The sequence below is a fragment of the Halopseudomonas nanhaiensis genome, from assembly GCF_020025155.1.
Taxonomy (GTDB): Bacteria; Pseudomonadota; Gammaproteobacteria; order Pseudomonadales; family Pseudomonadaceae; genus Halopseudomonas; species Halopseudomonas nanhaiensis.
On sequence record NZ_CP073751.1, the window covers coordinates 1462013 to 1485705 of the forward strand.

Annotated in this window: 20 protein-coding genes; 5 read left to right on the forward strand and 15 right to left on the reverse strand. The window is 61.4% G+C overall.

Annotated elements, in window-relative coordinates; all coding sequences use genetic code 11:
* Positions 1-51 precede the first annotated feature (51 nt).
* The 4 genes from KEM63_RS06620 to KEM63_RS06635 all read right to left on the reverse strand — a co-directional run bounded on the left by KEM63_RS06620 (position 52) and on the right by KEM63_RS06635 (position 2795).
* Positions 52-762 (reverse strand): anti-sigma factor, encoded by a 711-nt coding sequence (locus KEM63_RS06620; RefSeq protein WP_223655399.1) that lies wholly within the window; start codon positions 760-762, stop codon positions 52-54.
* Positions 759-1307 carry a sigma-70 family RNA polymerase sigma factor gene (locus KEM63_RS06625; RefSeq protein WP_223655400.1) on the reverse strand — a complete coding sequence of 183 codons (549 nt, stop codon included), beginning with the start codon at positions 1305-1307 and terminating at the stop codon, positions 759-761. The genes KEM63_RS06620 and KEM63_RS06625 overlap by 4 nt, the downstream gene beginning before the upstream one ends.
* Positions 1308-1437: 130 nt before the next feature.
* Positions 1438-2160, reverse strand: a complete 723-nt coding sequence (locus KEM63_RS06630) for a tellurite resistance TerB family protein (RefSeq protein WP_223655401.1) — start codon at positions 2158-2160, stop codon at positions 1438-1440.
* A gap of 254 nt (positions 2161-2414) precedes the next feature.
* Positions 2415-2795: a VOC family protein gene (locus tag KEM63_RS06635; RefSeq protein WP_223655402.1), complete on the reverse strand. Its 381-nt coding sequence runs from the start codon at positions 2793-2795 to the stop codon at positions 2415-2417.
* Between the two features lie 255 nt (positions 2796-3050).
* On the opposite strand from KEM63_RS06635, the gene bfr reads away from it, so the two are divergent.
* Positions 3051-3515 (forward strand): bacterioferritin, encoded by a 465-nt coding sequence (gene bfr / locus KEM63_RS06640; RefSeq protein WP_223655403.1) that lies wholly within the window; start codon positions 3051-3053, stop codon positions 3513-3515.
* A 100-nt stretch (positions 3516-3615) separates the two neighbouring features.
* Positions 3616-5163, forward strand: a complete 1548-nt coding sequence (locus tag KEM63_RS06645) for an MFS transporter (protein ID WP_423747853.1) — start codon at positions 3616-3618, stop codon at positions 5161-5163.
* A gap of 33 nt (positions 5164-5196) precedes the next feature.
* Here the strand turns inward: KEM63_RS06645 and KEM63_RS06650 are convergent, their stop codons facing one another.
* The 11 genes from KEM63_RS06650 to KEM63_RS06700 all read right to left on the reverse strand — a co-directional run bounded on the left by KEM63_RS06650 (position 5197) and on the right by KEM63_RS06700 (position 19728).
* Positions 5197-7278, reverse strand: a complete 2082-nt coding sequence (locus KEM63_RS06650; RefSeq protein WP_223655836.1) for a putative bifunctional diguanylate cyclase/phosphodiesterase — start codon at positions 7276-7278, stop codon at positions 5197-5199.
* Between the two features lie 178 nt (positions 7279-7456).
* A complete protein-coding gene (locus KEM63_RS06655) occupies positions 7457-8836 on the reverse strand; it encodes an NAD-dependent succinate-semialdehyde dehydrogenase (protein ID WP_223655405.1) in 1380 nt (459 codons plus the stop codon).
* Between the two features lie 144 nt (positions 8837-8980).
* Positions 8981-11077 carry a putative bifunctional diguanylate cyclase/phosphodiesterase gene (locus KEM63_RS06660; protein WP_223655406.1) on the reverse strand — a complete coding sequence of 699 codons (2097 nt, stop codon included), beginning with the start codon at positions 11075-11077 and terminating at the stop codon, positions 8981-8983.
* Positions 11078-11275: 198 nt separating this feature from the next.
* Positions 11276-13465, reverse strand: coding sequence for a catalase/peroxidase HPI (katG, locus tag KEM63_RS06665; RefSeq protein WP_223655407.1), 2190 nt, complete (start codon positions 13463-13465; stop codon positions 11276-11278).
* 228 nt (positions 13466-13693) lie between these two features.
* Positions 13694-14152 carry a DUF6644 family protein gene (locus KEM63_RS06670; RefSeq protein WP_223655408.1) on the reverse strand — a complete coding sequence of 153 codons (459 nt, stop codon included), beginning with the start codon at positions 14150-14152 and terminating at the stop codon, positions 13694-13696.
* Between the two features lie 3 nt (positions 14153-14155).
* Positions 14156-14530, reverse strand: coding sequence for a DUF6152 family protein (locus KEM63_RS06675; RefSeq protein WP_223655409.1), 375 nt, complete (start codon positions 14528-14530; stop codon positions 14156-14158).
* Between the two features lie 90 nt (positions 14531-14620).
* Entirely contained in the window at positions 14621-14995 is a 375-nt protein-coding gene (locus tag KEM63_RS06680) for a GGDEF domain-containing protein (protein WP_223655410.1), read from the reverse strand.
* A gap of 15 nt (positions 14996-15010) precedes the next feature.
* Complete coding sequence (locus KEM63_RS06685) at positions 15011-15718, reverse strand: hypothetical protein (RefSeq protein WP_223655411.1); 708 nt, start codon at positions 15716-15718, stop codon at positions 15011-15013.
* A gap of 293 nt (positions 15719-16011) precedes the next feature.
* Positions 16012-17691: a dihydroxy-acid dehydratase gene (gene ilvD, locus KEM63_RS06690; protein WP_223655412.1), complete on the reverse strand. Its 1680-nt coding sequence runs from the start codon at positions 17689-17691 to the stop codon at positions 16012-16014.
* Positions 17692-17814: 123 nt separating this feature from the next.
* Positions 17815-18732: a hypothetical protein gene (locus KEM63_RS06695; RefSeq protein WP_223655413.1), complete on the reverse strand. Its 918-nt coding sequence runs from the start codon at positions 18730-18732 to the stop codon at positions 17815-17817.
* A gap of 18 nt (positions 18733-18750) precedes the next feature.
* Positions 18751-19728, reverse strand: a complete 978-nt coding sequence (locus KEM63_RS06700) for an NAD(P)H-dependent flavin oxidoreductase (protein WP_223655414.1) — start codon at positions 19726-19728, stop codon at positions 18751-18753.
* Positions 19729-19927: 199 nt separating this feature from the next.
* On the opposite strand from KEM63_RS06700, the gene KEM63_RS06705 reads away from it, so the two are divergent.
* The 3 genes from KEM63_RS06705 (at position 19928) to KEM63_RS06715 (ending at position 23568) form a co-directional block, all read left to right on the forward strand.
* Positions 19928-20902, forward strand: a complete 975-nt coding sequence (locus tag KEM63_RS06705; protein ID WP_223655415.1) for an alpha/beta fold hydrolase — start codon at positions 19928-19930, stop codon at positions 20900-20902.
* A gap of 245 nt (positions 20903-21147) precedes the next feature.
* The gene (locus tag KEM63_RS06710; RefSeq protein ID WP_223655416.1) at positions 21148-22050 is read left to right on the forward strand and encodes an alpha/beta hydrolase family protein; all 903 of its coding nucleotides are present in this window, start codon (positions 21148-21150) and stop codon (positions 22048-22050) included.
* Between the two features lie 609 nt (positions 22051-22659).
* A complete protein-coding gene (locus KEM63_RS06715) occupies positions 22660-23568 on the forward strand; it encodes an alpha/beta hydrolase family protein (protein ID WP_223655417.1) in 909 nt (302 codons plus the stop codon).
* Positions 23569-23693: the final 125 nt, after the last annotated feature.

Here is a 23693-nt window from a genome sequence, read left to right on the forward strand (position 1 = left end):
TGTACTGATTACCCGCGAGATGCAATCTGGATGTCTGTAATGTCGGTTTTTTTATTCTGCGGACGCCACCACCGCCCGGCCGATATACAACACTTCGCCCGTCGGCCTGCTCAGCGGTGACCCACCTGCGGGTTCGAGCGTAAGTTCGAAGAGTTGCCCCGGCTCGACGCGACCGATCTGCTCAGCGCTCAGGCTGTACGGCTGGCCTGGCTGCACCAGACCGAGGGAGCGCGGACCGTCGGCGGGATCGACGAGTGTCCAGAACTGAACCGATCTGTTCGCAGGAATGCTGTCGCTGACCAGCGGATCGAGGTGCAGGTCGCCATCCTGATTGACGCGGATGACCCACCCCGGATCGGCAGCCTGCCCGGGTTGCTGAAGCACTACCGTATACGCAGGCGAGGCCGGATCCTCGGGTAGAAGCGCCGGCACCACGCTGAGAAGTAATACGAAGGCGAGGGCGGCGCTGGTCAAACGCCACAGTCCAAGGCTGTTCCAGATGCGCTGGGTAATGGTCTCCGGTTGTGAATCGCGCACAGCGATGCTCTGCCTGATGCGCGGCCATAGCGCAGCCGAGGGCGGTACGGCCGGTAACTCATCGCTCAGTGCGAGCCAGTGTGCCTGCCATTCCAGCGCGATGCGTGGGGCGTCCCGGTCGTGTTCGATCAGTTCGTCTACCTCGGCGGTTTGTGCTTCGTCGAGCAGGCCCAGCACGTACTCGCCAATCAGCGCCCGTCGCTCTTCAGGTTGCTCTGGAATCATGCTTGTAGGCACTCCTGCAACGCGCGCAGTCCAGCGCGGATCCGCCCCTTGATGGTGCCGAGCGGGATGCTCAGGCGCGATGAAATCTGCGCATGCGTCAGTCCGCGGTAGAAAGCCAGCAGGATCGGCCGGCGTCGATCGTCATCGACCTTGCGCAGGCAGCTCACCAGTCGCCGGTTCTCGTCGCGCTGCTCGAGTTGCTCCGGCACGCCCGGCAGCCCGTCGATCAGCTGATCCACGGCGCCATCATCGGTGCCTGCCCACCGGCCGCGGCGGCGTAGTTCATTCAGTGCGCGGTAGCGAACGATGCTGTACAGCCAGGCGCGGCCGCTGCCCACCTCGCGTCGGTAGCGCCCGGCGTTTTGCCAGATCTGTACGAAGGCGTCATGCAGGCAATCTTCGGCCTGTTCGCGCTGGCCCAGCATGCCGATAAGCAGACTGAGCATGCGCGGCGATTCCTCCCGGTACAGACGTTGGAGGGCGTGTTCATCCTGACGCGCGCAAGCCTCGATGGCCTGCTCATGGTCGAACGCTGATTCCGGCATGCGTGCAGTCCGCTTCCCTATGGTTTGCCGATTATCCACCTTCCGCGTGACAGTCGTAGCATCCTGATGTCTTCGGCCGCTGGCTGGTCTTGGTGTGTCCGCGCGGCGGAGCGCGGCCGCCGTGAGTGGGTTATTGCAGGTTTTCGGCTGCCTGCGTTTCCAGTTCTGATTTCAGCTCCGGGTCGAGCTTGAGCTGGCGAGCGAGCTCATCGAGGTAAGTGCGCTCCATGAAGTTCTGATCATCGACCATCAGAATGCTGGCGACATACATCTCGGCGGCAATTTCCGGCGTTTGCGCCGAGCGGGCGACGTCGGACGGGTCGAGCGGTTTGCGCAGTTCCTGGTCGAACCAGCGCTTGAGCTCGGGATCCGGGGTGAGCTTGTTGATCTCACCGTCGATCATCTCACGTTCCCGATCATCGATATGGCCGTCGGCTTTGGCGGCACCGATGATGGCTCTCAGAATGGCCTGGCTATGCTGCTCGATCTCCGCAGGCGGTACCCGGTCGACGGTGCGCAGCGGGCCGTCAGGCTGCGCCATGCCGGTCTGGACTTCCTTCTGGCTTTGCCAGTTGCTGTACGCCTTGTAGGCAACGAGGCCGAGTGCGGCGAGCCCGCCATAGGTAATGACCTTCCCGCCCATCTTGCGGGTCTTCTTGCTGCCCATGAGCAGGCTGATGGCCCCGCCACCCAGAGCACCACCCCCCACGCTGCCCAGCAGCCCGCCAAGCGCCGACTCGATTCCGGAGCCTGATCCCGAACCTGCTCTCTGGGTCGAGGGGCTGCTGCCCTGATTCTGGAGTAAATCCTTGCCGCTGGTGAGCAATTGATCGAGCAGACTGCGCGTATTCATGGAAACCTCTGCAATGAGCGACAACGTTCATGGGTCAGTCGTTACCGGCTTTGACCGCTAATGCGGAAAAAAATCAGCGTGTTATGGAATCTGGCCGCAGGCGAAGCCGCAGCATTGTCACATCAGACCTTGCTGGCAGAGCGCACGCAAGCGGGGGGCGGGGGGAAATATGTATCCGGTTGTCTATGACGCGGGGGCGCCGCAGCCGCTGCTGCACGATTGCCTGCAGCGGCGCGCGCCTGCGTAGGCGGACCTTAGCCCATACGGTGCAAGGCGCAGATCTTGTTACCGGCCGGATCACGCAGGTAGGCGAGGTACAGCTGGCCGCCGTTACCCTGACGAACACCCGGTGGATCTTCGCAAGTCACGCCACCATTGGCGAGGCCGGCGGCATGCCAGGCATCGGCCTGTTCCGGGCTGTCCATGGCGAAGCCGATGGTGCTGCCGTTGCCGTTCGACGCGGGCTCGCCGTCGAGTGGTTTGGTAATGGCAAACACTCCGGTTTTGGTAAACCAGAAGCAGCGACCCTTCTCGTCGATGACGCCGGGCTTGCAGCCGACTACGCCCAGTACGGCGTCATAAAATGCCTTGGATTGCTGAATATCGTTGGCGCCGAGCATGACATGGCTGAACATCTCGTATTCCTTCTCTTGGTGTGGTGTTGTTCTTGGCGTGATCAGCCTTCAGGTAAACGTTGCGCGAGTCAATAGATTCCCATTGCGCACCCACCATGGACGGCTGAACGGGAATGCGAACGCTTAAATTTAAAATTACCATCAGAGTCCGCATAACCCATTGACTGAATTGAATTTATTCCGGTTTCGGCTGGCAATGCAGTTCAGCGTTCGGCACAATGAACGCACTTTGATCAGCCGCGGGATATCAGCACCATGAAAGGTCACCAGGAAGTTGTCGATTGTCTCATCGAGCTGCTGCGCGGAGAGCTCGGCGCACGTGACCAGTATTTCCTGCATTCGCGATTGTATGAAGACATGGGGTATGCCCGGCTGTACGAGCGGATCAACCACGAGATGGAGGAGGAGACGCAGCACGCCGATGCAATCCTCAAGCGCATCCTGTTCCTGGAAGGCATGCCGGACATGCGTCCAGCCGATATTCACCCGGGCTATACCGTTCCGGATATGCTGGCTGCCGATCTGCGCCTGGAGTACCAGGTACGCGATGATCTGGCCCGGGCGATCGCACTGTGCGAGCGGCATGGTGACTATCAGACCCGGCAGATCCTCGAGATCCAGCTGAAAGATACCGAAGAAGACCACGCATACTGGCTTGAGCAGCAACTACGCCTGATCAAGCTGGTTGGGCTGCCTAACTACCTGCAATCGCAGATGTAAGCCTCGACAGCAGTGTGTGCCGGTTGTCCGGCTCGTAACTGTACCTTGTCGCTCCCCGGTCCCGGGCGTATAAGAATCGATCGCCCGAGGACGATGCATGATGACAGTTTCTGACCTGACCGCTGAGCCCATTTGGCCGGCTGCCGGCCGACGAGAGTGGCTGGGCCTGGCTGTACTGGTTCTACCTACGCTTCTGTTGGCCCTCGACATGACGGTGCTGCATCTGGCTGCGCCGCACCTGAGCGCCGATCTGCAGCCGACCAGCTCCCAGCTCCTGTGGATTCTCGACATCTACGGCTTCATGGTTGCCGGGTTCCTGATCACCATGGGCACGCTCGGTGACCGCATCGGCCGCAGACGGCTGTTGCTCATGGGCGCTTTCGCCTTCGGCGTGGCATCGATCGCTGCCGCCTTCTCGACCTCGTCGGGCATGTTGATCGCCACCCGGGCGCTGCTCGGGATCGCCGGTGCCACGCTCATGCCGTCGACGCTGTCGCTGATTCGCAACATGTTCCATCTCGAGCGCGAACGTACCCTGGCGATCACCATCTGGATGACCGGTTTTATCGTAGGCAGCGCCATTGGGCCCCTTGTTGGCGGCCTGATGCTGGAGTTTTTCTGGTGGGGCTCGGTATTCCTGCTTGCCGTGCCGGTGATGGCCCTGCTGTTGATCGTTGGTCCGATACTGCTGCCGGAGTTTCGCGACGAGCAGGCCGGCCGGCTGGATTTCACCAGCGCGGTCCTCTGCGTCGGCGCATTGTTGCTGGTGATCTACGGGCTGAAGGACACGGCCCGGGACGGTGTGAACCTGCTGGCCTGCGGCGCGGCGGTTGCAGGCATCGGCGTCGGCATCGCATTCACTCGCCGGCAGAAACGTCTGGCTGACCCGATGTTCGACATGGCGCTGTTTCGTCGGCGCGCGTTCACCGTGTCAGTCACCGCAATGATGCTGTCGCTGCTGGCGTTGTCCGGCTCCTGGCTGATGATCTTTCAATACCTGCAGGGTGTAAGCGGACTGACTGCGCTGGAAGCCGGGCTCGCCATGCTTCCAGCTGCGGTGATCCAGACCGGCGGCTCCCTGCTGGTGCCGCGCATCGCACGGCGGCTGCGACCGTCGGTGTTCGTCAGTCTGGGGCTCGGCGTCGCGGTCATCGGTCTGCTGACCCTGCTGCTGGTGCAGGGCCGGGAAGGTGTCGCTCTGATCGTGCTCGGGACGATACTGCTCGGTGTAGGCATCATGCCGATGATGATCCTGGGCACCGATCTGGTGGTGAGCGCAGCACCGAAGGAGAAGACCGGGGCCGCCGCCGCAACCTCCGAGACCGCCTCCGAGCTGGGTATGGCGATGGGTATCGCGGTCATCGGCAGTGTGGGCGCGGCCGTTTACCGCACGCATGTGGCAGGCGAGCTGCCGGCGGGGTTGACGATGCAGCAGGCGGAGATAGCCGGCGATACCATTGGCGGTGCGCTGGCCGTTTCGCGGCAACTGCCAGCCGAACTGGGAGAGCTGGTACTTGCTGTTGCGCAAAGCGGCTTCGCTGAAGCGCTGCACGCCAATGCGTTGATTGGGGCGGGCATCATGGCCGCAACAGCCGTGCTGACTGCGACCTGTCTGAGCGACGTCAAGCTGGAGCCGGGCGCCCACTGACGTGGCCTGCGGCGGATGGCTCGGGGAATCGACTCAGGTTGCGGGAACCGGTGTTTCCTCCCGGCGGGTATCGAGCAGAAACTCGCCAGGCGGAACCGGTCTGCCGAGCCAGAAACCCTGCAACACGTCACAGCCGAGTTCGGACAGTAGCGCCTGCTGGTCGGCGTCCTCGATGCCTTCGGCTACCACTCGCAGATTCAACGCCCGGCCAAGCGTGACCACCGACGCGACGATCGCTGCATCGATGCTTCCCGCGCACACTTCGCTGATGAAGCTGCGATCGATCTTCAGCTCTCGTACGGGTAGGCGCTTGATGTACGAGAGGCTGGAGTAGCCGGAGCCGAAGTCGTCGATGGACAGGCATACGCCCAGCCCGGCCAGTTCTTCCAGCATGGCGATCGCTTCGGCGTCCCGCACTGCCATGGTTTCAGTGATCTCGATTGCCAGACACTGTGCAGGTAGATCGAATCGCGCGAGAGCCTCCCGCACATGCTCGACCAGACCATGATGGCGCACGTGCAGGCCGGAAATGTTCACCGCCACCTGCCAGTCGAGGTGGCCCTCGGCGCGCCAGGTCTGCAGCTGTTGTGCCGCGGCGTTCAGCACCCATTCATCGATACGCGTGATCAGTCCGGATTGCTCCGCCAGGCCGATGAAGCGGTCCGGGGCCAACAGGCCCAGCTCAGGATGCTGCCAGCGGACCAGTGCTTCAGCGCCGATCGGCTTGCCTGACAGCGCCGAGAACTTGGGTTGAAAGTGCAGCACCAGCTCCTCGCGCTCGATGCCCAGGCGCAACTCGTGCAGCAGCTTGAGCTGGGCTCGCGCATCCAGGTTCATCACCGGTTCGAAGAAGCTGTAGTCGTTACGGCCGTTGTGCTTGGCGTGGTACATGGCGGCGTCGGCATTCATCAGCAGCTCCTGCTGCTTGACTCCGTCACGGGGGTAGAGCGCGATGCCGACGCTGGTCGACACCCGCAGCTCGTGCTCGCCGACGGGGAAGGGGCGGCTGACCAGTCCTATGACCTCCTGGGCGATGACGGATGCCTCGGCCTCGCCTGTAACCTCCGCGAGCAATACGAATTCGTCGCCACCGACCCGGGCGAGGGTATTGCTCGAACGCATGTGTTGTTGCAGGCGGTTGGCGACCTGACACAGCAGCTCATCCCCGGTGTGATGACCGAAGGCGTCGTTGATCGGCTTGAATCCGTCCAGATCGAGAAACATCAACGCGAACAGGCCATCTTCGCGACGCGCACGGACGATGGCTTCGTTGATGCGCTCTTCAAGCAGGACCCGGTTCGGTAGCCTGGTCAGGCTGTCCTGCAAGGCCAGCTCCATGAGCTTTCGGTTGGCGCGCGCCAGTGAGGAACTGAGCACTTCGGTCTTGGCCGCCAGGCGTGCATCGAGCACAGAGAGCAGCAGTGTTATCGCGAGAATCGCCAGCGTGATGACGATTACCAGGCTCGCCAGCCACTGAGTGTCCAGTCCGGTGATCGCAGCACCACAGAAGCTGCCCTCCGGGAAGCCGGCTGCCGCCATGCCGATGTAGTGCATACCAACAATGGCAAAGCCCATGATCACTGCGGCGCCCGCCCGCAGCGCCTTGACCCGGGAGCTGTGACGACGCAAGGCGAATGCGATGCGCAGCGCGGAGCCGGAGGCGACGGTGGCGACGCCGAGCGAGACTCCTACCAGCCAGGGATCGTAGATGATGCCCGGTTGCATGCGCAGTGCTGCCATGCCCAGGTAGTGCATGCTGCTGATGCCCGCACCCATGACTAGCGCGCCGAGCAGCGTGTCGCCCCACGACATGTCCGGCTGGCTTACCAGCCACAACGCGAGGCCGGAGCTGAGGATGGCCAGCACCAGTGATCCCATGGTGAACGTCAGATCGTAGCCAAGCGGAATGGGCAGCTTGAAGGCCAGCATGCCGATGAAGTGCATCGACCAGATGCCAAAACCCATCGCCAGAGCGCCGCCGCTTATCCAGTAACGAACCGCCGCGCCCCTGGCCGAAGCAATGCGCCCCGCCAGATCAAGAGCGGTATACGAAGACAGCATCGCGACGGCGAAGGAAATAAGGACCAGGAACAGGTCGTAGCGGCCGGCAAGCATCAGAGCGCTCATCTATGAATACGGAAGGCGCCTGGCAGAGGAGGGAAGCAGGCGGTGATGGCATAATGATACGGCATCACTTCGTCTGCCGATAATAGCTTTCTGCTATGGAGCGTTGCGCACGACGAATGGCAGGTTGCGAAGCCGGGCCATGGACGACCCGGCTCCCGCTTGACGCTTACTTCTCGTTGATCATGATCGACTTGATGTTGACGAACTCGTGCATGCCGAAGCCGCCGTGTTCACGACCGTAACCGCTGTCCTTCACGCCACCGAACGGCAGGTTGGGTTGCGCCAGGTTATAGCCGTTGATGTTGACCATGCCGGTATCAAACTCGTCGCGGGCCAGCTTGATGGCTCGTTCGGGGTCGGTAGAGAAGATGCCGCCACCCAGACCGAAGGGGGAGTCGTTGGCCACGCGCATGGCTTCTTCTTCGTCCTTGACCCGGATCAGCGCGGCGACTGGGCCGAACAGCTCATCGTCATAGGCCGGCTGGCCGGGCTTCACGTTTTCCAGCACGGTCGCCGGATAGTAGTAGCCCGTGCGATCCGGAACCTCACCGCCGAGCGCGCAGGTCGCCCCGGCTTCGATGGAACGCTGCACCTGATCGTGAAGCTTGTCGCGCAGGTCCTTGCGCGCCATCGGGCCCATTACCGTGTCCTGGCTGGTGGGGTCGCCGACGGTAATCTTGCCCATCGCTTCGACGAAGGCATTGCGGAACTGATCATAGACCGCGTCCACGACGATAAAGCGCTTGGCTGCCACGCAGGTCTGGCCGGTGTTGTTGATGCGGCCCATGACGCAGAATTTGACCGCCTTTTCGATATCGGCATCGCCCAGTACCAGGTAGGCATCGTTGCTGCCCAGCTCGAGTACGGTCTTCTTCAACACTTTGGCTGCTTTCTGTGCGATGTCGGCGCCGGCCGCAGGGCTACCTGTCAGCGTGACCCCTCGTACCAGCCTGTGTTCAATGACTGCATCGGAGGTGTCGTGGTCGATCAGCAGCGTGCGGAAGGCGTGCTCGGGCAGACCGGCATCGCGGTACAACTTCTCGACTTCCAGAGCCATGCCCCAGACATTACCGGCGTGCTTGAGCAGAACGGTATTGCCGACCATGAGGTTATCGGCGCTGTAGCGAATGACCTGATACAGCGGGAAATTCCACGGCTGGATTCCGTAGATCACGCCGATCGGCTGGTAGCTGATCAGCGCCCGGCCGCCGCGCAGGTCGCGTGTCTGTTCGGCCAGTTCGTCGGCCCCGTGCTCGGCTGCATACTCGCAGATGGCGGCGCAGAGTTCACATTCCTGCTTGCCTGAAGCCAGCGTCTTGCCCATTTCCTTCGTCATCAGTGCGGCATAGTCGTCCTTGCGTTCGCGGATCAGCGAAGCGACCTTGCGCAGCAGCTCGGCCCGTTCTGCGAAGGAGGTCTTGCGCCACTGCAGAAAGGCTTCATGGGTGTGTTCGATCACCTGGTTGGCTTCATCGCGAGACATCAGCGTGTAGGTGGCCAGCGTTTCCTCGGTGGCCGGGTTTATCGTTTGCCTGGAGCGGGACATGAGGGTCTCCTTGATCGTCGTGAGCGTTAGTCGCGGAGTGGACAGGTTTGGGACGGCGCAAGGCGAGCAGAGTTCGTGATGGGCTGTTACGGATGATGTCCGTGGTGTGGCACCGGACAGATCGAGGGAGCGCCGTCCCGCGCCTCAGGCCGGCGTGGCGGGCAGCTTGAAGGTGGCAAGCAGGTCGCAGAATGCGTCGTCGGCCAGGGGCCGGCTGAACAGATAACCCTGATAGTCATGACAGCCTTCATTCTGCAGAAAGGCCAGCTGCTCGGGGGTTTCGACCCCTTCGGCAATCAGATTGAGCTTCAGGCTGCGGGCCATGGCAATGATCGCACGAACGATTTCAGCATCGCTGCAGTCGCTGGCGCAGTCGCGGACGAAGGACTGGTCGATCTTCAACAGGTCGACCGGTAGCCGCTTGAGGTAGGAGAGCGAGGAGTAACCGGTGCCGAAGTCATCGATGGCGAAGCGTATGCCCATGTCGCGTAGCAGGTCCATCTTTGCCACGGTGTCGCCGACATCCTGCATCACCATGCCCTCGGTGATTTCCAGGTACAGGCAGCTGGGCGGGATGGCACACTCGGCCAACGCGGCGGCCACCCGATCGACGAATTCGGGCTGACGAAACTGCCGTGGACTGACATTGATGCTGAGGCTGAACTGGTCCGCCCTGACCCGACCCTGAGCCAATAGTCCGGCGGTGAAACGGCAGGCGTGACGCAGCACCCAGTGGCCCACCTGCAGAATCATGCCGCTGTCTTCGAGCACATGCATGAAGGCGTTCGGGCTGACCAGGCCCTTCTGCGGATGGCGCCAGCGCAGCAGGGCTTCGGCGCCGACGATACGCTGGGTACGGCCGTCCACCTGCGGCTGATACACCAGGCAGAATTGCTGCTCCAGCAGCGCCTGGCGCAGCTCGGCCTCCATCAGCAGCCGCTGACTGACTGCCAGTTGCATGTGCGGCTCGAAGAAAGCGATGCTGTTGCGGCCGCTGGCCTTGACGCCGTACAGCGCCGTGTCGGCGTGCTTGAGCAGCTCCTCGGCCGTGTTGCCATGCAGCGGGGCCATGGCCACGCCGATACTGCAGCCCAGCTGCAAGGTGTGTCCGCGAATGCTCATGGGCGCGGCCAGCGCATTGAGCAGTTTCGTTGCCTGCAGTCGGATTTCCCGGGCGACGTCCTCTTCGGAGCCCTCCAGCCCGGTCAGCAGGACCACGAACTCGTCGCCGCCCAGCCGCGATACCGTATCGGCCTTGCGTACCAACTGCAGCAGCCGGCTTCCGACCTCGCGCAGCACCGCATCGCCCAGTGCATGACCGAGCGAGTCGTTGATGCGTTTGAAATGATCCAGGTCGAAGAACAGCAGCGCACAGCTGAGCCCGTGTCGCTCACCCAGAGCGATATGTTGCTGGATACGGTCGTTGAGCAACTGGCGATTGGGCAGATCGGTCAGGCCGTCGTGGTAGGCCTGATGCTTGATGCGCGCCTCGACGCGCCGGCGTTCGGTAACATCCTTGAGCGTAGTGAGCACGCATAGCTCATCACCGATGGGGACGAAGTTGCTGGCGACCTCGCAACTCACTGCGCGGCCATCCTTGGCGATCATGTCGACCGGCTCGTTGCGCAGACGCTTGTCGCGCAGTAGCTTGGCGATGACGGCAGGGCGCTTGTCCGGATATTGCCAGAGTCCGATCTCCATCGCGGTCTTGCCGACCACATCGTCCGGGGTATAGCCGAATACTTCGCTGAAGCTGCGGTTGATCTGCGTGATGCGGGCGCTGCGTCTTTCGAACAGCAGGTACGGTTCGGGCGAGTCCTGGAACAGCGCCGAGAATTTTGTCTCGCTGCGCTTGAGTGCCTGCTCCGATGCGGCTCGGTCACTGATGTCCAGAGCCATCGACAGGCGACATGCACGGCCGGCAACGTCTATGAACTCAACGTATACCAGGCAAGGCTTTAGCGAGCCGTCGCTGCATCGAAACACTGTTTCGCTTTGCTGGACATGGCCGACCATCTGGAGCTGACCCAGGAAGGATTCGCGCTGGTTGGGCGAGCTCCAGATCGGCAGGTCTGTCGAGTGGCGACGGATCACGTCCGCCGCCCGCCAGCCGAAGAGCTGCTCGAAGGCAGGATTGACCGCCAACACCGTGCTGTCGCTGGTCTGAGTCAGCATGCAGGCTACGGGCAATCGGCGGAAGAGGGCGATGAACCCCTCATCACGGGTGTCGTGGCTGCTCATGGCGCCTCCCCGGGCCGGCTCTCACACCGCCTTGGCTCCGGACGTATCATTTGTCTGTGTTGTTATGCTGTTCAAGGTAGCTGTTTGCTACTACTGACACAAGAGTTGCGTGACGGTCGAGGCAGGAAGAGGGGGGTAAGTGGTTGGCTGTGCACGTCAGGAACAGCGGCTCCGGACGGGGAGTCCGGAGCCGCTGTCTCAGGCCACCAGATCGAAGCGATCCAGATTCATGACCTTGGTCCAGGCCGTGACAAAGTCGCGCACGAAACGCTCCCTGAAATCGTCCTGAGCGTAGACCTCCGCCAGAGCACGCAGCTGCGAGTTGGAGCCAAATACCAGATCGACCCGTGTACCGGTCCACTTCAGCTCGCCGCTCTCCCGATCACGACCCTCGAACAGGTTGGCCGTCTCCGACACCTGCTTCCAGGCGGTGCCCATGTCGAGCAGGTTGACGAAGAAGTCGTTGCTCAGCACACCTGGCCGGTCGGTGAAGACGCCGTGCCGCGTCTGGCCGTGATTGGCGCCGAGCACCCGAAGCCCGCCCACCAGCACGGTCATCTCCGGCGCCGACAGGGTGAGCAGCTGAGCGCGGTCGACCAGTAGCGCTTCGGTCGGGATCTTTCGGTCCTCGGCCAGATAGTTGCGGAATCCTTCCGCGCCTGGTTCCAGAGGCTCGAAGGATTCCGCGTCGGTCTGCTCCTGAGAGGCATCGGTCCGCCCCGGAGTGAAGGGCACCTCGATCGGGTGTCCACCGTCCTTCGCTGCCTTCTCAACTGCTGCGCACCCGGCCAGCACGATCAGGTCGGCCATGGACAGCTTCTTGCCATCCTGTTGCGTGGCGTTGAACTGCTGCTGAATGCTCTCAAGCTTGCCGAGCACCCTGGCCAGCTGCGCAGGTTCGTTGACTTCCCAGTCTTTCTGCGGCGCGAGACGGATACGCGCGCCGTTCGCTCCGCCGCGCTTGTCGGAGTTGCGGAAGCTGGCAGCCGCGCCCCAGGCGGTAGCCACCAGCTCGGAAACGCCCAGGCCCGCGTCGAGGATCTTCGTCTTGAGAGCTCGAACATCATGGTCGTCGATCAGGGGATGATCGATCGGCGGGATCGGATCCTGCCATAGCAGGTCCTCGCTCGGAACTTCCTCGCCGAGGTAACGCACCTTGGGCCCCATGTCCCGGTGCGTCAGCTTGAACCAGGCGCGTGCGAAGGCGTCGGCAAACTCGTCGGGATTCTGATGGAAGCGACGACAGATGCGTTCGTAGGACGGATCGACCTTCAGCGCCAGGTCGGTGGTGGCCATCATCGTCGGGACTTTCCTGGCGGGGTTGTGCGCTGCCGGGGCTAGATCCGATTCGCTCTGGTCCTTTGCCGACCACTGCCAGGCACCGGCAGGGCTCTTGGTCAGCTCCCACTCGTAGTTGAACAGCATGTCGAAGAAGCCCATGTCCCATTTGATCGGGTTGGGGGTCCAGGCCCCTTCGAGCCCGCTGGTGATCGCATGCTCCCCGCTGCCACTTTCGAAGCGGCTGGTCCAGCCAAGGCCCTGATCGGCAATATCCGCTCCTTCCGGCTCCAGCCCGACGTGGGAGGGGTCGCCTGCGCCATGACATTTTCCGAAGGTATGACCCCCGGCGATCAGCGCGACGGTTTCTTCGTCATTCATCGCCATGCGGCCGAAGGTTTCACGGATGTCGTGCGCTGCAGCCTCGGGATTCGGCTCGCCGTTGGGGCCTTCCGGGTTCACGTAGATGAGGCCCATCTGTACTGCAGCCAGAGGGCTTTCCAGCGCCCGGCCTTCGCCTTCGCCATAGCGGGTATCTCCGAGCCACTCCTCTTCGGTGCCCCAGTAGACGTCCTCTCCAGGTTCGAAGGTATCCACGCGGCCGCCGCCGTAGCCGAAGGTCTTGAAGCCCATCGATTCCAGCGCGCAGTTGCCGGTCAGAATCATCAGATCTGCCCAGGAAATCTTGTCGCCGTACTTTTTCTTCAAGGGCCACAGCAGGCGGCGAGCTTTATCGAGGTTGGCATTGTCGGGCCAGCTGTTCAGCGGGGCGAAGCGCTGGCCACCGGTGGATGAACCGCCGCGACCATCGCTTATGCGATAGGTGCCCGCGCTGTGCCAGGCCATGCGGATAAAAAACGGGCCATAGTGACCGTAGTCCGCCGGCCACCAGGATTGCGAGTCGGTCATCAGATCATAAAGATCCTGTTTGAGCGCCTTGAAGTCCAAATTGTTGAATTCTGCCGCGTAATTGAACGACTCGCCCATCGGGTTGCCGAGCGGAGAATGCTGGTGAAGGATGTTCAGATTGAGCTGGTCAGGCCACCACTCACGGTTCGATCTGCCTTTCTTCGGTGTATGAATAACCGGGCATTTTCTTTCACTGCTCATTTGCGCTCCTGCGAGACGATGGTAATGCGGGACAGCTTGAAAGCCGTCGTGCTTCGCTGATCCCGGTCCATTTTTAAAGGTAGCAAAGAGCGCGGGATTGTCTTGCTCGGTGAGCGGCTGTGAATCCGCTGGAGCGTACAGCGTCGCTACGAGGCCGGTAGAACGCGCTCTGGAAAGGAGTGGCAGTCTGTAACGGAGTTTGTCGATTGCGCTCGATAGCGGACGAATCTACAAGAAGCCTATCCATCTGCCTGCGATCACCGCGCCCAGCCAGAGCGACAATGAGACTGCCGCCTGCAGCCGCGTGAATGGTGTGATGGCCGGTTGGCGCCGGTGACGGTGATGTAGCCAGAACGCGTTGACTACCCCTGCCGAGACCAGCAGGAGCTTGATCTGCAGCGCGCGATTGCTGGCGTACTGCGCAGCGTTCACGCTGAATAACATCAGTCCGGTGAGAAGTGCCAGTCCCAGGCCGCATGCGGCCATCTGTGACAAGGGACGCCACAGCGCCTGCACGGGTGCTGTTCGGAAGACACCCAGCAGGCGCAGATCCAGCGTGACGATGGCCCCGATCAGCACCCCGAGCGACGCGATATGGGCGGCGTTAAGCAGCAGATACGCCGTGCCATTGCGCTGCAGAAACACGGCTGGCGGTGCCGACGAGAGCGCCGTCCATAACGGGTCCATGTCCTATTGGCTTTCGATGCGCTCGGGATAGATGTCGTAGGTCTTGCCGTCGACAGTGACCTGCACCGCTTTCATCCGTTTTTCGGACTGATCGAGGCTGCGGTTGCCTATTGCCGTTATCGAGTCGCCGGGGCTTGCAGAGTTTTCGTCGAAACCTGACTGCTTGGTGTTGCGCGGATTCCCCAGCTCGATGCGCCATGTGCCGTCCTCGTTCTCAACATCAAGAGAAGGGTGGGGCGGCGCAATCTGGACATGGGTGATGGTGCCGGTCAGTTCGGTCTGCTCCTCCTCGGCCCATGACCAGCCGTGATGGGCGAATGCTGGAGAAGCAAGGAGGGCGCAGAGGCTAGAGAAGCCGACGGTGCGGATGATGGACATGGGATGCTCCAGATGGTCAGCGGAACGGGCCAGAACCCGACAAGGCGCTCAGACCCGCAGTATAGGCCATCGGCAACAGTGCTGATCCGGTCACAGTACCTCCACCCGGTCCCGCCCGTTGTGCTTGGCCATGTAGAGCGCCTGATCGACGCGGTCAAGCATGCTGCGAAGGGTTTCATCCTCTCGGAACTGGGTCACACCGAAGCTGGCCGACTTGTGCTCGACGGTGTCGAACTCATGGTGATTGATGCGCTGACGCAGGATCTCCGCAGCCTCCGTAGCGCGCTGTTGGCTGGTCTCCGGCAGCACGATGAGAAACTCTTCGCCGCCAAGTCTCCCGACCTGATCGACCTGCCGGACGTTATTGCGCAGCAGCGCGGCAAATTCGCGCAGGACCGTGTCGCCCACGGTGTGACCGAAGGTGTCGTTGACCTGCTTGAAATGGTCGATGTCGATCAGAATCACCGAGAAGGGTGTGCCCTAGCGTCGGGCGCGCAGGCACTCGTCGGAAAACAGCTGTTCGATCCTCGACCGGTTCCACAGCCCCGTCAGTCCATCGGTGCTGGCTGAGCGTGACAGCTCGTTGCGGTCGACGAACATGAACTTGTGCGCCCGCTCCATGATGTAGGCGTTGACGCAGCCGAAGGAAAACGCGGCCAGCAGCCAGATCAGATGCAGGCGCTGGACCCCGGGCTCGATTGTCCCGGCAAGCGTCGCTACCAGTGTCATCAAGGTGCAGGCCGAGGCAGTCAGCATCGCCAGGCGCAGCCTTAGCCCGGAGATGGTGAAGGTCCAGATGATGATGAAATACAGCTCCGGGGCGAAGTAGACGAAGTCCCCGTGATGGCTGTTCAGCCAGAGGTTGGTCGCTGCCGAAGCGACCGGGGCGGTAGCCAGCAGGAACACCATCGGCTGGCGGAGCCTGTCGACGAAACTCATCAGAAACACGCTCAACAACGCCAGCGGAATGATGACGCCGTGAACCAGCATACGCGCGCCGCGCGCGTCATCGGCTACGCCCTGTTCCATCCAGGCGTAGAGCAGATACAACACCATGGTCAGCAGCGCGATCAGGCGGATCTGCGGCAGCTTGGTCCGGTGATACCAGAGGGCGAACTCGTCCTGGAAAGCGGCGGAGGTCCCGTAGAGCGGGTCGAACGAACGTCTAAGCAAATCCAGAGACTTCACAGGTACTCCGACAGCGGATGCCTGAACATTGGCGATATGTGTCAATCGGAGAGGGCACGCAGCAGCTTCATCCGGCTTTGACCTACATGCTGGACCTGCAAATTCCGCTGGCGGTTCAATCGATGAGGCAAAATGACATCTTCTGACGCAAAGTCGCGCTGCCTGGATGCAGGTCGGCCGGGCAGGCGGGAGAAGGGGCCGAATGGCGCCGGTAGAGCGGTAAGCAACACCCGGCAGAAAGCTTCGGCGTGGCGTTCAGCCGCCAATCACCGATTACCGGGGGACCGCTGCCATCACTTGTCGGTGACGGCACCTTCGGATGCGCTCGAAACCAGTCTGGCATATTTGGCCAGCACGCCGCGCGTATAGTTCGGCTCGGGCCGGCTCCAGCGCTGTCTGCGCTGGGCGAGCACATCGTCGCTCACGCCCAGTACGATCTGTCGGGTTTCGGCATCGATGCTGATCGGATCGCCGTCTTCCACCAGGGCAATCGGACCGCCGTCATAGGCTTCCGGCGTTATGTGCCCTACAACGAACCCATGCGACCCACCGGAAAAGCGCCCGTCGGTAATCAGAGCAACGTTCTTGCCCAGCCCCTTGCCCATGATCGCCGACGTGGGAGAGAGCATTTCGCGCATGCCCGGACCGCCCTTCGGGCCTTCGTAACGTATGACGAGCACATCTCCGGCGACCACCTGCCCATCGAGGATGCCGGCAAGCGCTGCTTCCTCGCCGTGATACACCCTGGCCGTGCCCGTGAAGCGCAAGCCTTCCTTGCCGGTGATCTTGGCCACGGCCCCATCGGGGGACAGGTTGCCGTGCAGGATGACCAGGTGCGAGTCACGCTTCACCGGGTTGTCGAACCCACGGATGATGTCCTGACCGGCAGGGTAGTCCGCCACGGCTGTCAGATTCTCCGCCAAGGTCCTTCCCGTCACGGTCAGAGCATCACCGTGCAACAGCCCGGCGTCCAGCAGTCGCTTCATGAGCGGCTGAATGCCGCCGATGGCAACCAGCTCCGACATCATGTATTGCCCGCTGGGCCGGAGATCGGCCAGGACCGGAGTGGTTCGGCCGATCTCGGTAAAGTCATCCAGCGTGAGCTCGACATCCACGGCGTGGGCCATGGCCAGCAGGTGCAGCACGGCGTTGGTCGAGCCTGCCAGCGCAATCACCACACGGATGGCGTTCTCGAACGCCTTGCGGGTCATGATGTCGCGTGGCTTGATGTCCTGCTTCAGCAGCTCCAGTACCTGCCGACCGGCGTTGATGCAATCTTCGCTCTTGTCCAGCGAGACCGCGTTCTGCGCGGAGGAGCCGGGCAAGGACATGCCAAGCGCTTCTATCGCCGAGGCCATGGTATTGGCGGTATACATGCCGCCGCAGGAGCCAGGGCCGGGGATCGCCGTCTCTTCGATCTGTTGCACGTCCAGCAGGTCGATGTCGCCCTTTGCGTGCTGACCGACGGCTTCGAAAACCGAGATGATGTCGGTGTGGTTGGCGCCCGGTTTGATCGTTCCGCCGTAGACGAAGATCGACGGGCGGTTGAGCCTCGCCATGCCGATCAGGCAGCCCGGCATGTTCTTGTCGCACCCGCCGATTGCCACCAGACCGTCGAACCCCTCGCAGCCGGCTACGGTTTCGATCGAATCGGCTATCACTTCCCGGGAGACCAGGGAATACTTCATGCCTTCGGTGCCGTTGGCGATGCCGTCGGAGATGGTGATGGTATTGAAGATGACGCTCTTGCCACCATTGGCGTCAACGCCCCGGCCGGCGTCTTCTGCCAGCTTGTTGATGTGCATGTTGCAGGGCGTGACGTTGGCCCAGGTGGAAGCGATACCCACCTGCGGCTTGCTGAAATCGTCTTCGGTAAACCCGACGGCGCGCAACATGGCCCTGGCGGGTGTCGCGGCGACACCGTCGACAACCTGTGAAGAATACTTGCGCATGTGATCGGTGGAGTCGGTCATTGGCCATCTCTGAACGGTGATTTGCCGTAACCATAGAACAGCGGGGGGATTGTTGCCCGCCGGATCGGCCCGATTGGTTCGGTGAAAGGAGGGCGGCCGCTCGAACGAGCAGCCGCCCAGGCCTCAGGCGGAAGCTTCGGCTTCGTAGTTCTCGTACGAATGCTTCAGGGTTGCGTGGTTGAGCAACATCTCCGCCTTGAGCGTCTCGCCCTGTGCATCGTAAATGCGCGTACGGACCCAGTAGGATTCGGTGCGCTTGCTTTCGGACAGCGCAGCGATTTCGCGGCGGATGACGTACTCCTCACCAACGAAGAGCGGGCCATCCACCATGCGGATTTCCTGGTCGGCAAACAGACCGATCACCGGCTGCTTGACCGGGAAGGCCGCTTGCTTGCTGGTGTACTCGGCCAGCACGCTGACCATCTCCAGCGGGATGATCGGGCGGCCCCATGGGTTGTCGCTGCTGGCGTACCAGGGGGAATTTTCCGTGATGCGTTCCAGCTTCTGATTCAGCGAGAACGGGTACAGGTTGCCCATGTGCTGATCAGCGTCCATGCGTACGCGTTCCTCTTCGGCGCCCTTCATGCCGACATGCAGGTCGGACAGAATGACCAGCTTTTCTGGTGGCCGAAGCTTGGCCATGCGCTCATCCAGCAGGGTCGGCGCATCACCGGGCCCGATGCTGGCGCTGGCCTCGAGTACCGGCGTGCCATCGGCTTTTTCGGCCCAGCAACGCAGACGCGTAGCGCCCGCAGCCGGAAGCTCGACGAAGGCACGAACCTGTTCGCCTTCCACCACCATGTTCTGGAAATGGGAGGAGAAGCAACCGCTCTCGAACCAGCTCTGTCCGAATACTTCTGCCAGCAGCGGCACGAACTGACTGAAATGCGTAGGTCCTTCGATCGGCCCGGCCTTGAAGCCGAGCTTCTCGGCCATGCTGTCGTCGTGAATCGAGGTGTGGCCGCTGTATTCCTGCTCGTGAAGCATCTGGCGCGGCTCGCGCAGCGGACCACAAAGGTGTAGCGGAGTATCAAAACTCATCTGTAGCTCCTTGATTTGTCAGCCATTGAGCATGCCAGCAAGGCGCTCGCGCATGATACCTTCGGCCTCGGCCATGATGCGGTCGATGAGCTCCTTGACGGTCGGAACATCGTTGATCAGGCCGGCAACCATGCCGCAGGACCAGGCGCCTGCGTCCATCTCGCCGGTTTTCATGATGCGCGGGTAGACGCCTGCGACTTCCTCGGCGATATCGGCGAACTTCAGGTCCGCGCCCAGTTTGCGTTCCTTTTCCAGCAGGCGCTCGACCGCACTGTTGTTCAACACGCGCTCGGTATTGCGCAGCGGCCGCATGACCAGCCGGGTGTCCAGCTCACTGGCGGCGACGATGGCCTGTTTCACGTTTTCATGCACGGGCGCTTCGCGGGTAGCGATGAACCGGGTGCCCATGTTCATGCCTTCGGCACCCAACGCCAGAGCGGCGGCAAGGGAGCGGCCGTCGGCCATGCCGCCGGAGGCCACGAAGGGAATCTCGAGTTCGTCGGCGGCGCGGGGCAGCAGGATGAAGTTCGGCACATCATCCTCACCCGGATGGCCGCCGCATTCGAAGCCGTCCACACTGACTGCGTCGCAGCCGATGGCCTGTGCCTTCAGCGCGTGGCGCACGGCCGTGCACTTGTGGATTACCTTGACGCCGTGTTCTTTGAGCGCAGGCAGATATTTTTGCGGGTTGTTGCCCGCGGTCTCGACGACTTTCACGCCGCCCTTGATGATCGCCTCGACGTAGCCGGGATAGTCCGGCGGATTCACCGAAGGCAGGAAGGTCAGATTCACACCGAAGGGCTTGTCGGTCATTTCGCGGCAACGCCGAATCTCTTCGGCCAGCGCCGCAGGGCTTGGCTGGGTGAGGGCGGTGATCATGCCCAGACCGCCGGCATTGGCGACGGCAGAGGCGAGTTCTGCGTAACCGACATGGTGCATGCCGCCCTGGATGATCGGGTGCTCGATGCCGAAAAGTTCAGTGATTCTGGTTTTCATGTGGCCCTCTGTTTGTTCCGCTGGGTGGCCTGACTGGCGCAGGCGCGGTTGGACAAGTTGATGAAATTAACCGCGAGAGTGTAGGCGCGGTTAGCCGGTAATTGCCATGCAAGTGCGGTATTCACCGAATTGATACTTGGTTGAACCAGCGCTGCACTGCGGTAGTGTTCTGGCGTATCGGCCGGGCGCGGGAGACTTCATGTACAGCATCGATGATATTCAGCTTCAACAATGGACGGTCAGTGGTCTGCGGACCCGCGTGACCGTGCTGGGGGAAGGCCCGTTGGCGCTGTGCGTCCATGGCTGGCCGGAGTGTTGGTACTCGTGGCGATACCAGATGGTCCTCCTGGCGAATGCAGGCTACCGCGTCATCGCGCCGGATATGCCAGGTTTCGGGGAAACGCAGGGCTACCCCCGCATCGCCGACTACACCATTGAGCGCACCGGCCGGTTTCTATCCGATCTGGTTGCCGAAGCAGGTGCTTCCAGGGTTCTGTTGATCGGTCATGACTGGGGCGCGATCAACGCCTGGGGGTTTGCCCTGCAGTATCCGCAGACCGTTTCGCGCATGGTGGTGATGAGTGTTCCGTTGAAACCACTCGGTGAGCACCCGCCCACCCGGGAGTTGAAAGCGCTGTTTGGAGATCGGTTTTTCTATCAGCTCTATTTTCAGCAGCCCGGCGTCGCCGAAGCCGAGTTCGATGCGGATCCGGAGGGTATCCTGCGCGCGCTGTTCTGCTCTCCTGATACCCCTCGGGCTCAACCGCAGCTGGGCAAGGCCATCGCCGAGGGAGGAGGGTGGATAGGTCGGCTGGGCAGGCCACTGGAACAACCCGCGTGGCTCACTGACGAAGCGATTGCCTATTACGTCAGCACGTATCGTCGTAGCGGCTTCGCCGGTGGCCTCAACTATTACCGCAACATCGATCACAACTGGCAGATCATGCAGCCCCTGGCGAGCGCCCGGATCGAGTGTCCGGTGCTGTTTCTGTCCGGAGAGAAGGACTATGCGACCCAGCGCGCCACTGTGGAACAGTTGAGCCGGCTGATGGGCGAACGGATTCCGGATCTGACCATAAAGGTGCTCGCAGGCAAGGGTCATTGGTTGCAAAGCGAGGCTGTCGAAGCGGTCAACCGAGCCATCGCCGATTTCATCTCGCAACGTCCGAACTGAAAGCTGCGGCTACCGGACTCGCCAATGTCAGTTCGGTATCGGAAAGACTTCATTTCAGAATCAAAGGCTTAGCATCATGTGACCTGCGTCACGCTGAGCCTTAACCCATATGGGTGAAATTACCCGAACGGCGTTGACCCTCGATCTCACCCCCCTAGACTCCGACCCGTTGCCCGGCCTGCCGTCCTGACGGAAGGTGGGCCAAACAACAATTCCAAAAACCAGACGTACAGATCGGAGCTTCAATGAACAACAAGAACATGTCGAAGTCGTTTCTTTCCATGCTCGCAGCCGGAGCGCTGCTGTTCTCCGCTTCCGCCATGGCCGGCAACCCGACTATTCCACCCGAGGAACAAACCGATGAATTCCAGCGCGGGCCGGATCCATCCGTAGCCATGCTGGAAGCCAGCAGCGGGCCGTACTCGGTGCGCACCGAACGTGTCTCTGGCCTGGTCAGTGGCTTCGGTGGCGGCACCATTCATTATCCCACGGGCACAACCGGAACCATGGCTGCGATCGTGGTCATCCCGGGATATGTCTCGGCCGAGTCGTCGATCGAATGGTGGGGCCCCAAGCTGGCTTCGCATGGCTTCGTGGTCATGACGATCGACACCAACACTGGCTTCGATCAGCCGCCGAGCCGGGCTCGGCAGATCAACAATGCGCTGGATTATCTGATTGACGAGAACAACACCTCGCGCAGCCCGATCAACGGGATGATCGACGTAGATCGTCTCGGCGTGGTTGGCTGGTCGATGGGCGGCGGCGGGACACTGCGCGTGGCTGAGGAGGGGCGCATCAGCGCGGCCATTCCGCTGGCACCGTGGGATACCACCAACTTCCGGGATGTGCAGGCACCGACGTTGATCTTCGCCTGTGAATCGGACATCGTCGCCCCGGTGCGCCAGCATGCTGATCCCTTCTACGATGAGCTGCCTGCCGGTCTGCCCAAAGCGTTTGCCGAGTTGAACAACGGCTCGCATTACTGCGCCAATGGCGACAATTCGTACGATGATCAGCTCAGCCGCCTGGGTGTCTCCTGGATGAAGCTGCACCTGGACAAGGATCAGCGCTACGGCCAGTTCATTTGCGGACCGAATCACGAGTCGGATTACCGCATTTCCGAATTCCGGAGCAACTGTCCGTAATAGCGGGGGTCGGGGCTCGTCCCGCATGGCGGGGTGAGCCTCCCGGTTGGTGGAAGGATTCTCGCCAGAAATCTAAATCAGGAAGATAGAAACAATCGATTTTTCCTATCGGCCGCTTCGCTTGATGATGGCCTCTCCCAACCTACACAGGAGAGTTCATCGATGCAGCTCATCAAGCGTTTCCTTCAGCGCAGTCAGTCGGGGCAATCCGACAAGTACGCCGACGTCGTTCAACATCCAAACTTCTGGATGTATCAGTAGCACCACGGTATGAGGCAACCACCTTCAGGGTTGCCTCGAACTTGAAACTGCTCAAGTGCCGAGGTAGAGCCTTTGTATTCGTATCAAGCGACTTCATCTGGCACTTGTGAAGAGCTTAAGCTATCACCCAAACAGGTTATGATGGTCGGTATATTTGCTTGGGTTTTAACGTTGCAAGCGTCTGATTTCGAAGGGGTTGTCAGTTAACCCATACGGGTGAAATTGCATTTTTGGCGTTGACTGTAAAGTTTCTGAACATACACTTCGGTAGTCCGGTATACGAATGCGTCTCGTCAAGTATCGGTCGGTGAAGTTTCAATAACAATAATGGAAACTCTCGGAGTCAGAATGAACAATAAAACTTTCCACAAGTCGGCCCTGTCCCTGCTTGCCGCCAGTGCACTGCTGTTTTCCGCTTCAGCCATGTCCAGCAACCCCACGCCACCGCCGCCAACCGATCCGGGTGATGGCAGCTACCAGCGTGGCCCGAATCCGACCGTGTCGTATCTCGAGGCCGAGCGTGGTCCGTACAGCGTTCGTACCGAGAACGTGTCGAGCTATGTGAGCGGGTTCGGCGGCGGTACCATTCACTATCCGACCGGTACTACCGGCACCATGGCGGCAATCGTTGTCATTCCCGGCTTCGTTTCCTCCGAGTCGTCGATCGAGTGGTGGGGCCCGAAGCTGGCCTCTCACGGTTTCGTGGTCATGACCATCGATACCAACTCCGGCTATGACCAGCCTGCCAGCCGCGCGCGCCAGATCAACGCGGCGCTCGACTACATGATCGACCGCAACAACACCTCGAGCAGTGCCATCAACGGCATGATCGATGTCAATCGTCTCGGCGTGGTCGGCTGGTCGATGGGCGGTGGCGGCACACTGCGCGTGGCTGAAGAGGGTCGTCTCAAGGCAGCGATTCCGCTCGCGCCCTGGGATACCACCAGCTTCCGCGACGTTCAGGCTCCGACGCTTATCTTTGCCTGTGAGTCCGACACTGTCGCCCCGGTCAGCCAGCATGCGTCGCCGTTCTACAATCAGCTGCCGAGTGGCCTGCCCAAGGCCTTCTTCGAGCTGAACAACGGCAACCACTACTGCGCCAACGGTGGGAACTCCTACAATGCGACGTTGAGCCGTCTCGGTGTGTCCTGGATGAAGCGCCATCTGGACGAAGACACCCGCTACCAGCAGTTCCTCTGCGGCCCGAACCACACCTCGGACTATCGAATCTCCGAGTACCGCGGCAACTGCCAGTAATAGCAGTGTGTTAGAGACCCCGGCCTCGTATGAGGCCGGGGTTTTTTATTGGGTCGGGGAAAGACCGTTTGCACGGTTGCCGGATGGTGTTTTTACAGAAAGGAGGTGAAGCAGTGCCATCTGAC

Bases quoted from the DNA above. Each gene is read 5' to 3' on its own strand.
- ilvD (WP_223655412.1), bottom strand. From the start codon at position 17,691: ATGACCGACTCCACCGATCACATGCGCAAGTATTCTTCACAGGTTGTC.
- KEM63_RS06675 (WP_223655409.1), bottom strand. From the start codon at position 14,530: ATGTCCATCATCCGCACCGTCGGCTTCTCTAGCCTCTGCGCCCTCCTT.
- KEM63_RS06705 (WP_223655415.1), top strand. From the start codon at position 19,928: ATGTACAGCATCGATGATATTCAGCTTCAACAATGGACGGTCAGTGGT.
- KEM63_RS06645 (WP_423747853.1), top strand. From the start codon at position 3,616: ATGACAGTTTCTGACCTGACCGCTGAGCCCATTTGGCCGGCTGCCGGC.
- bfr (WP_223655403.1), top strand. From the start codon at position 3,051: ATGAAAGGTCACCAGGAAGTTGTCGATTGTCTCATCGAGCTGCTGCGC.
- KEM63_RS06620 (WP_223655399.1), bottom strand. From the start codon at position 762: ATGATTCCAGAGCAACCTGAAGAGCGACGGGCGCTGATTGGCGAGTAC.
- KEM63_RS06670 (WP_223655408.1), bottom strand. From the start codon at position 14,152: ATGGACCCGTTATGGACGGCGCTCTCGTCGGCACCGCCAGCCGTGTTT.
- KEM63_RS06660 (WP_223655406.1), bottom strand. From the start codon at position 11,077: ATGAGCAGCCACGACACCCGTGATGAGGGGTTCATCGCCCTCTTCCGC.
- KEM63_RS06710 (WP_223655416.1), top strand. From the start codon at position 21,148: ATGAACAACAAGAACATGTCGAAGTCGTTTCTTTCCATGCTCGCAGCC.
- KEM63_RS06650 (WP_223655836.1), bottom strand. From the start codon at position 7,278: ATGCTTGCCGGCCGCTACGACCTGTTCCTGGTCCTTATTTCCTTCGCC.
- KEM63_RS06630 (WP_223655401.1), bottom strand. From the start codon at position 2,160: ATGAATACGCGCAGTCTGCTCGATCAATTGCTCACCAGCGGCAAGGAT.
- KEM63_RS06655 (WP_223655405.1), bottom strand. From the start codon at position 8,836: ATGTCCCGCTCCAGGCAAACGATAAACCCGGCCACCGAGGAAACGCTG.
- KEM63_RS06715 (WP_223655417.1), top strand. From the start codon at position 22,660: ATGAACAATAAAACTTTCCACAAGTCGGCCCTGTCCCTGCTTGCCGCC.
- katG (WP_223655407.1), bottom strand. From the start codon at position 13,465: ATGAGCAGTGAAAGAAAATGCCCGGTTATTCATACACCGAAGAAAGGC.
- KEM63_RS06625 (WP_223655400.1), bottom strand. From the start codon at position 1,307: ATGCCGGAATCAGCGTTCGACCATGAGCAGGCCATCGAGGCTTGCGCG.
- KEM63_RS06695 (WP_223655413.1), bottom strand. From the start codon at position 18,732: ATGAGTTTTGATACTCCGCTACACCTTTGTGGTCCGCTGCGCGAGCCG.
- KEM63_RS06635 (WP_223655402.1), bottom strand. From the start codon at position 2,795: ATGTTCAGCCATGTCATGCTCGGCGCCAACGATATTCAGCAATCCAAG.
- KEM63_RS06700 (WP_223655414.1), bottom strand. From the start codon at position 19,728: ATGAAAACCAGAATCACTGAACTTTTCGGCATCGAGCACCCGATCATC.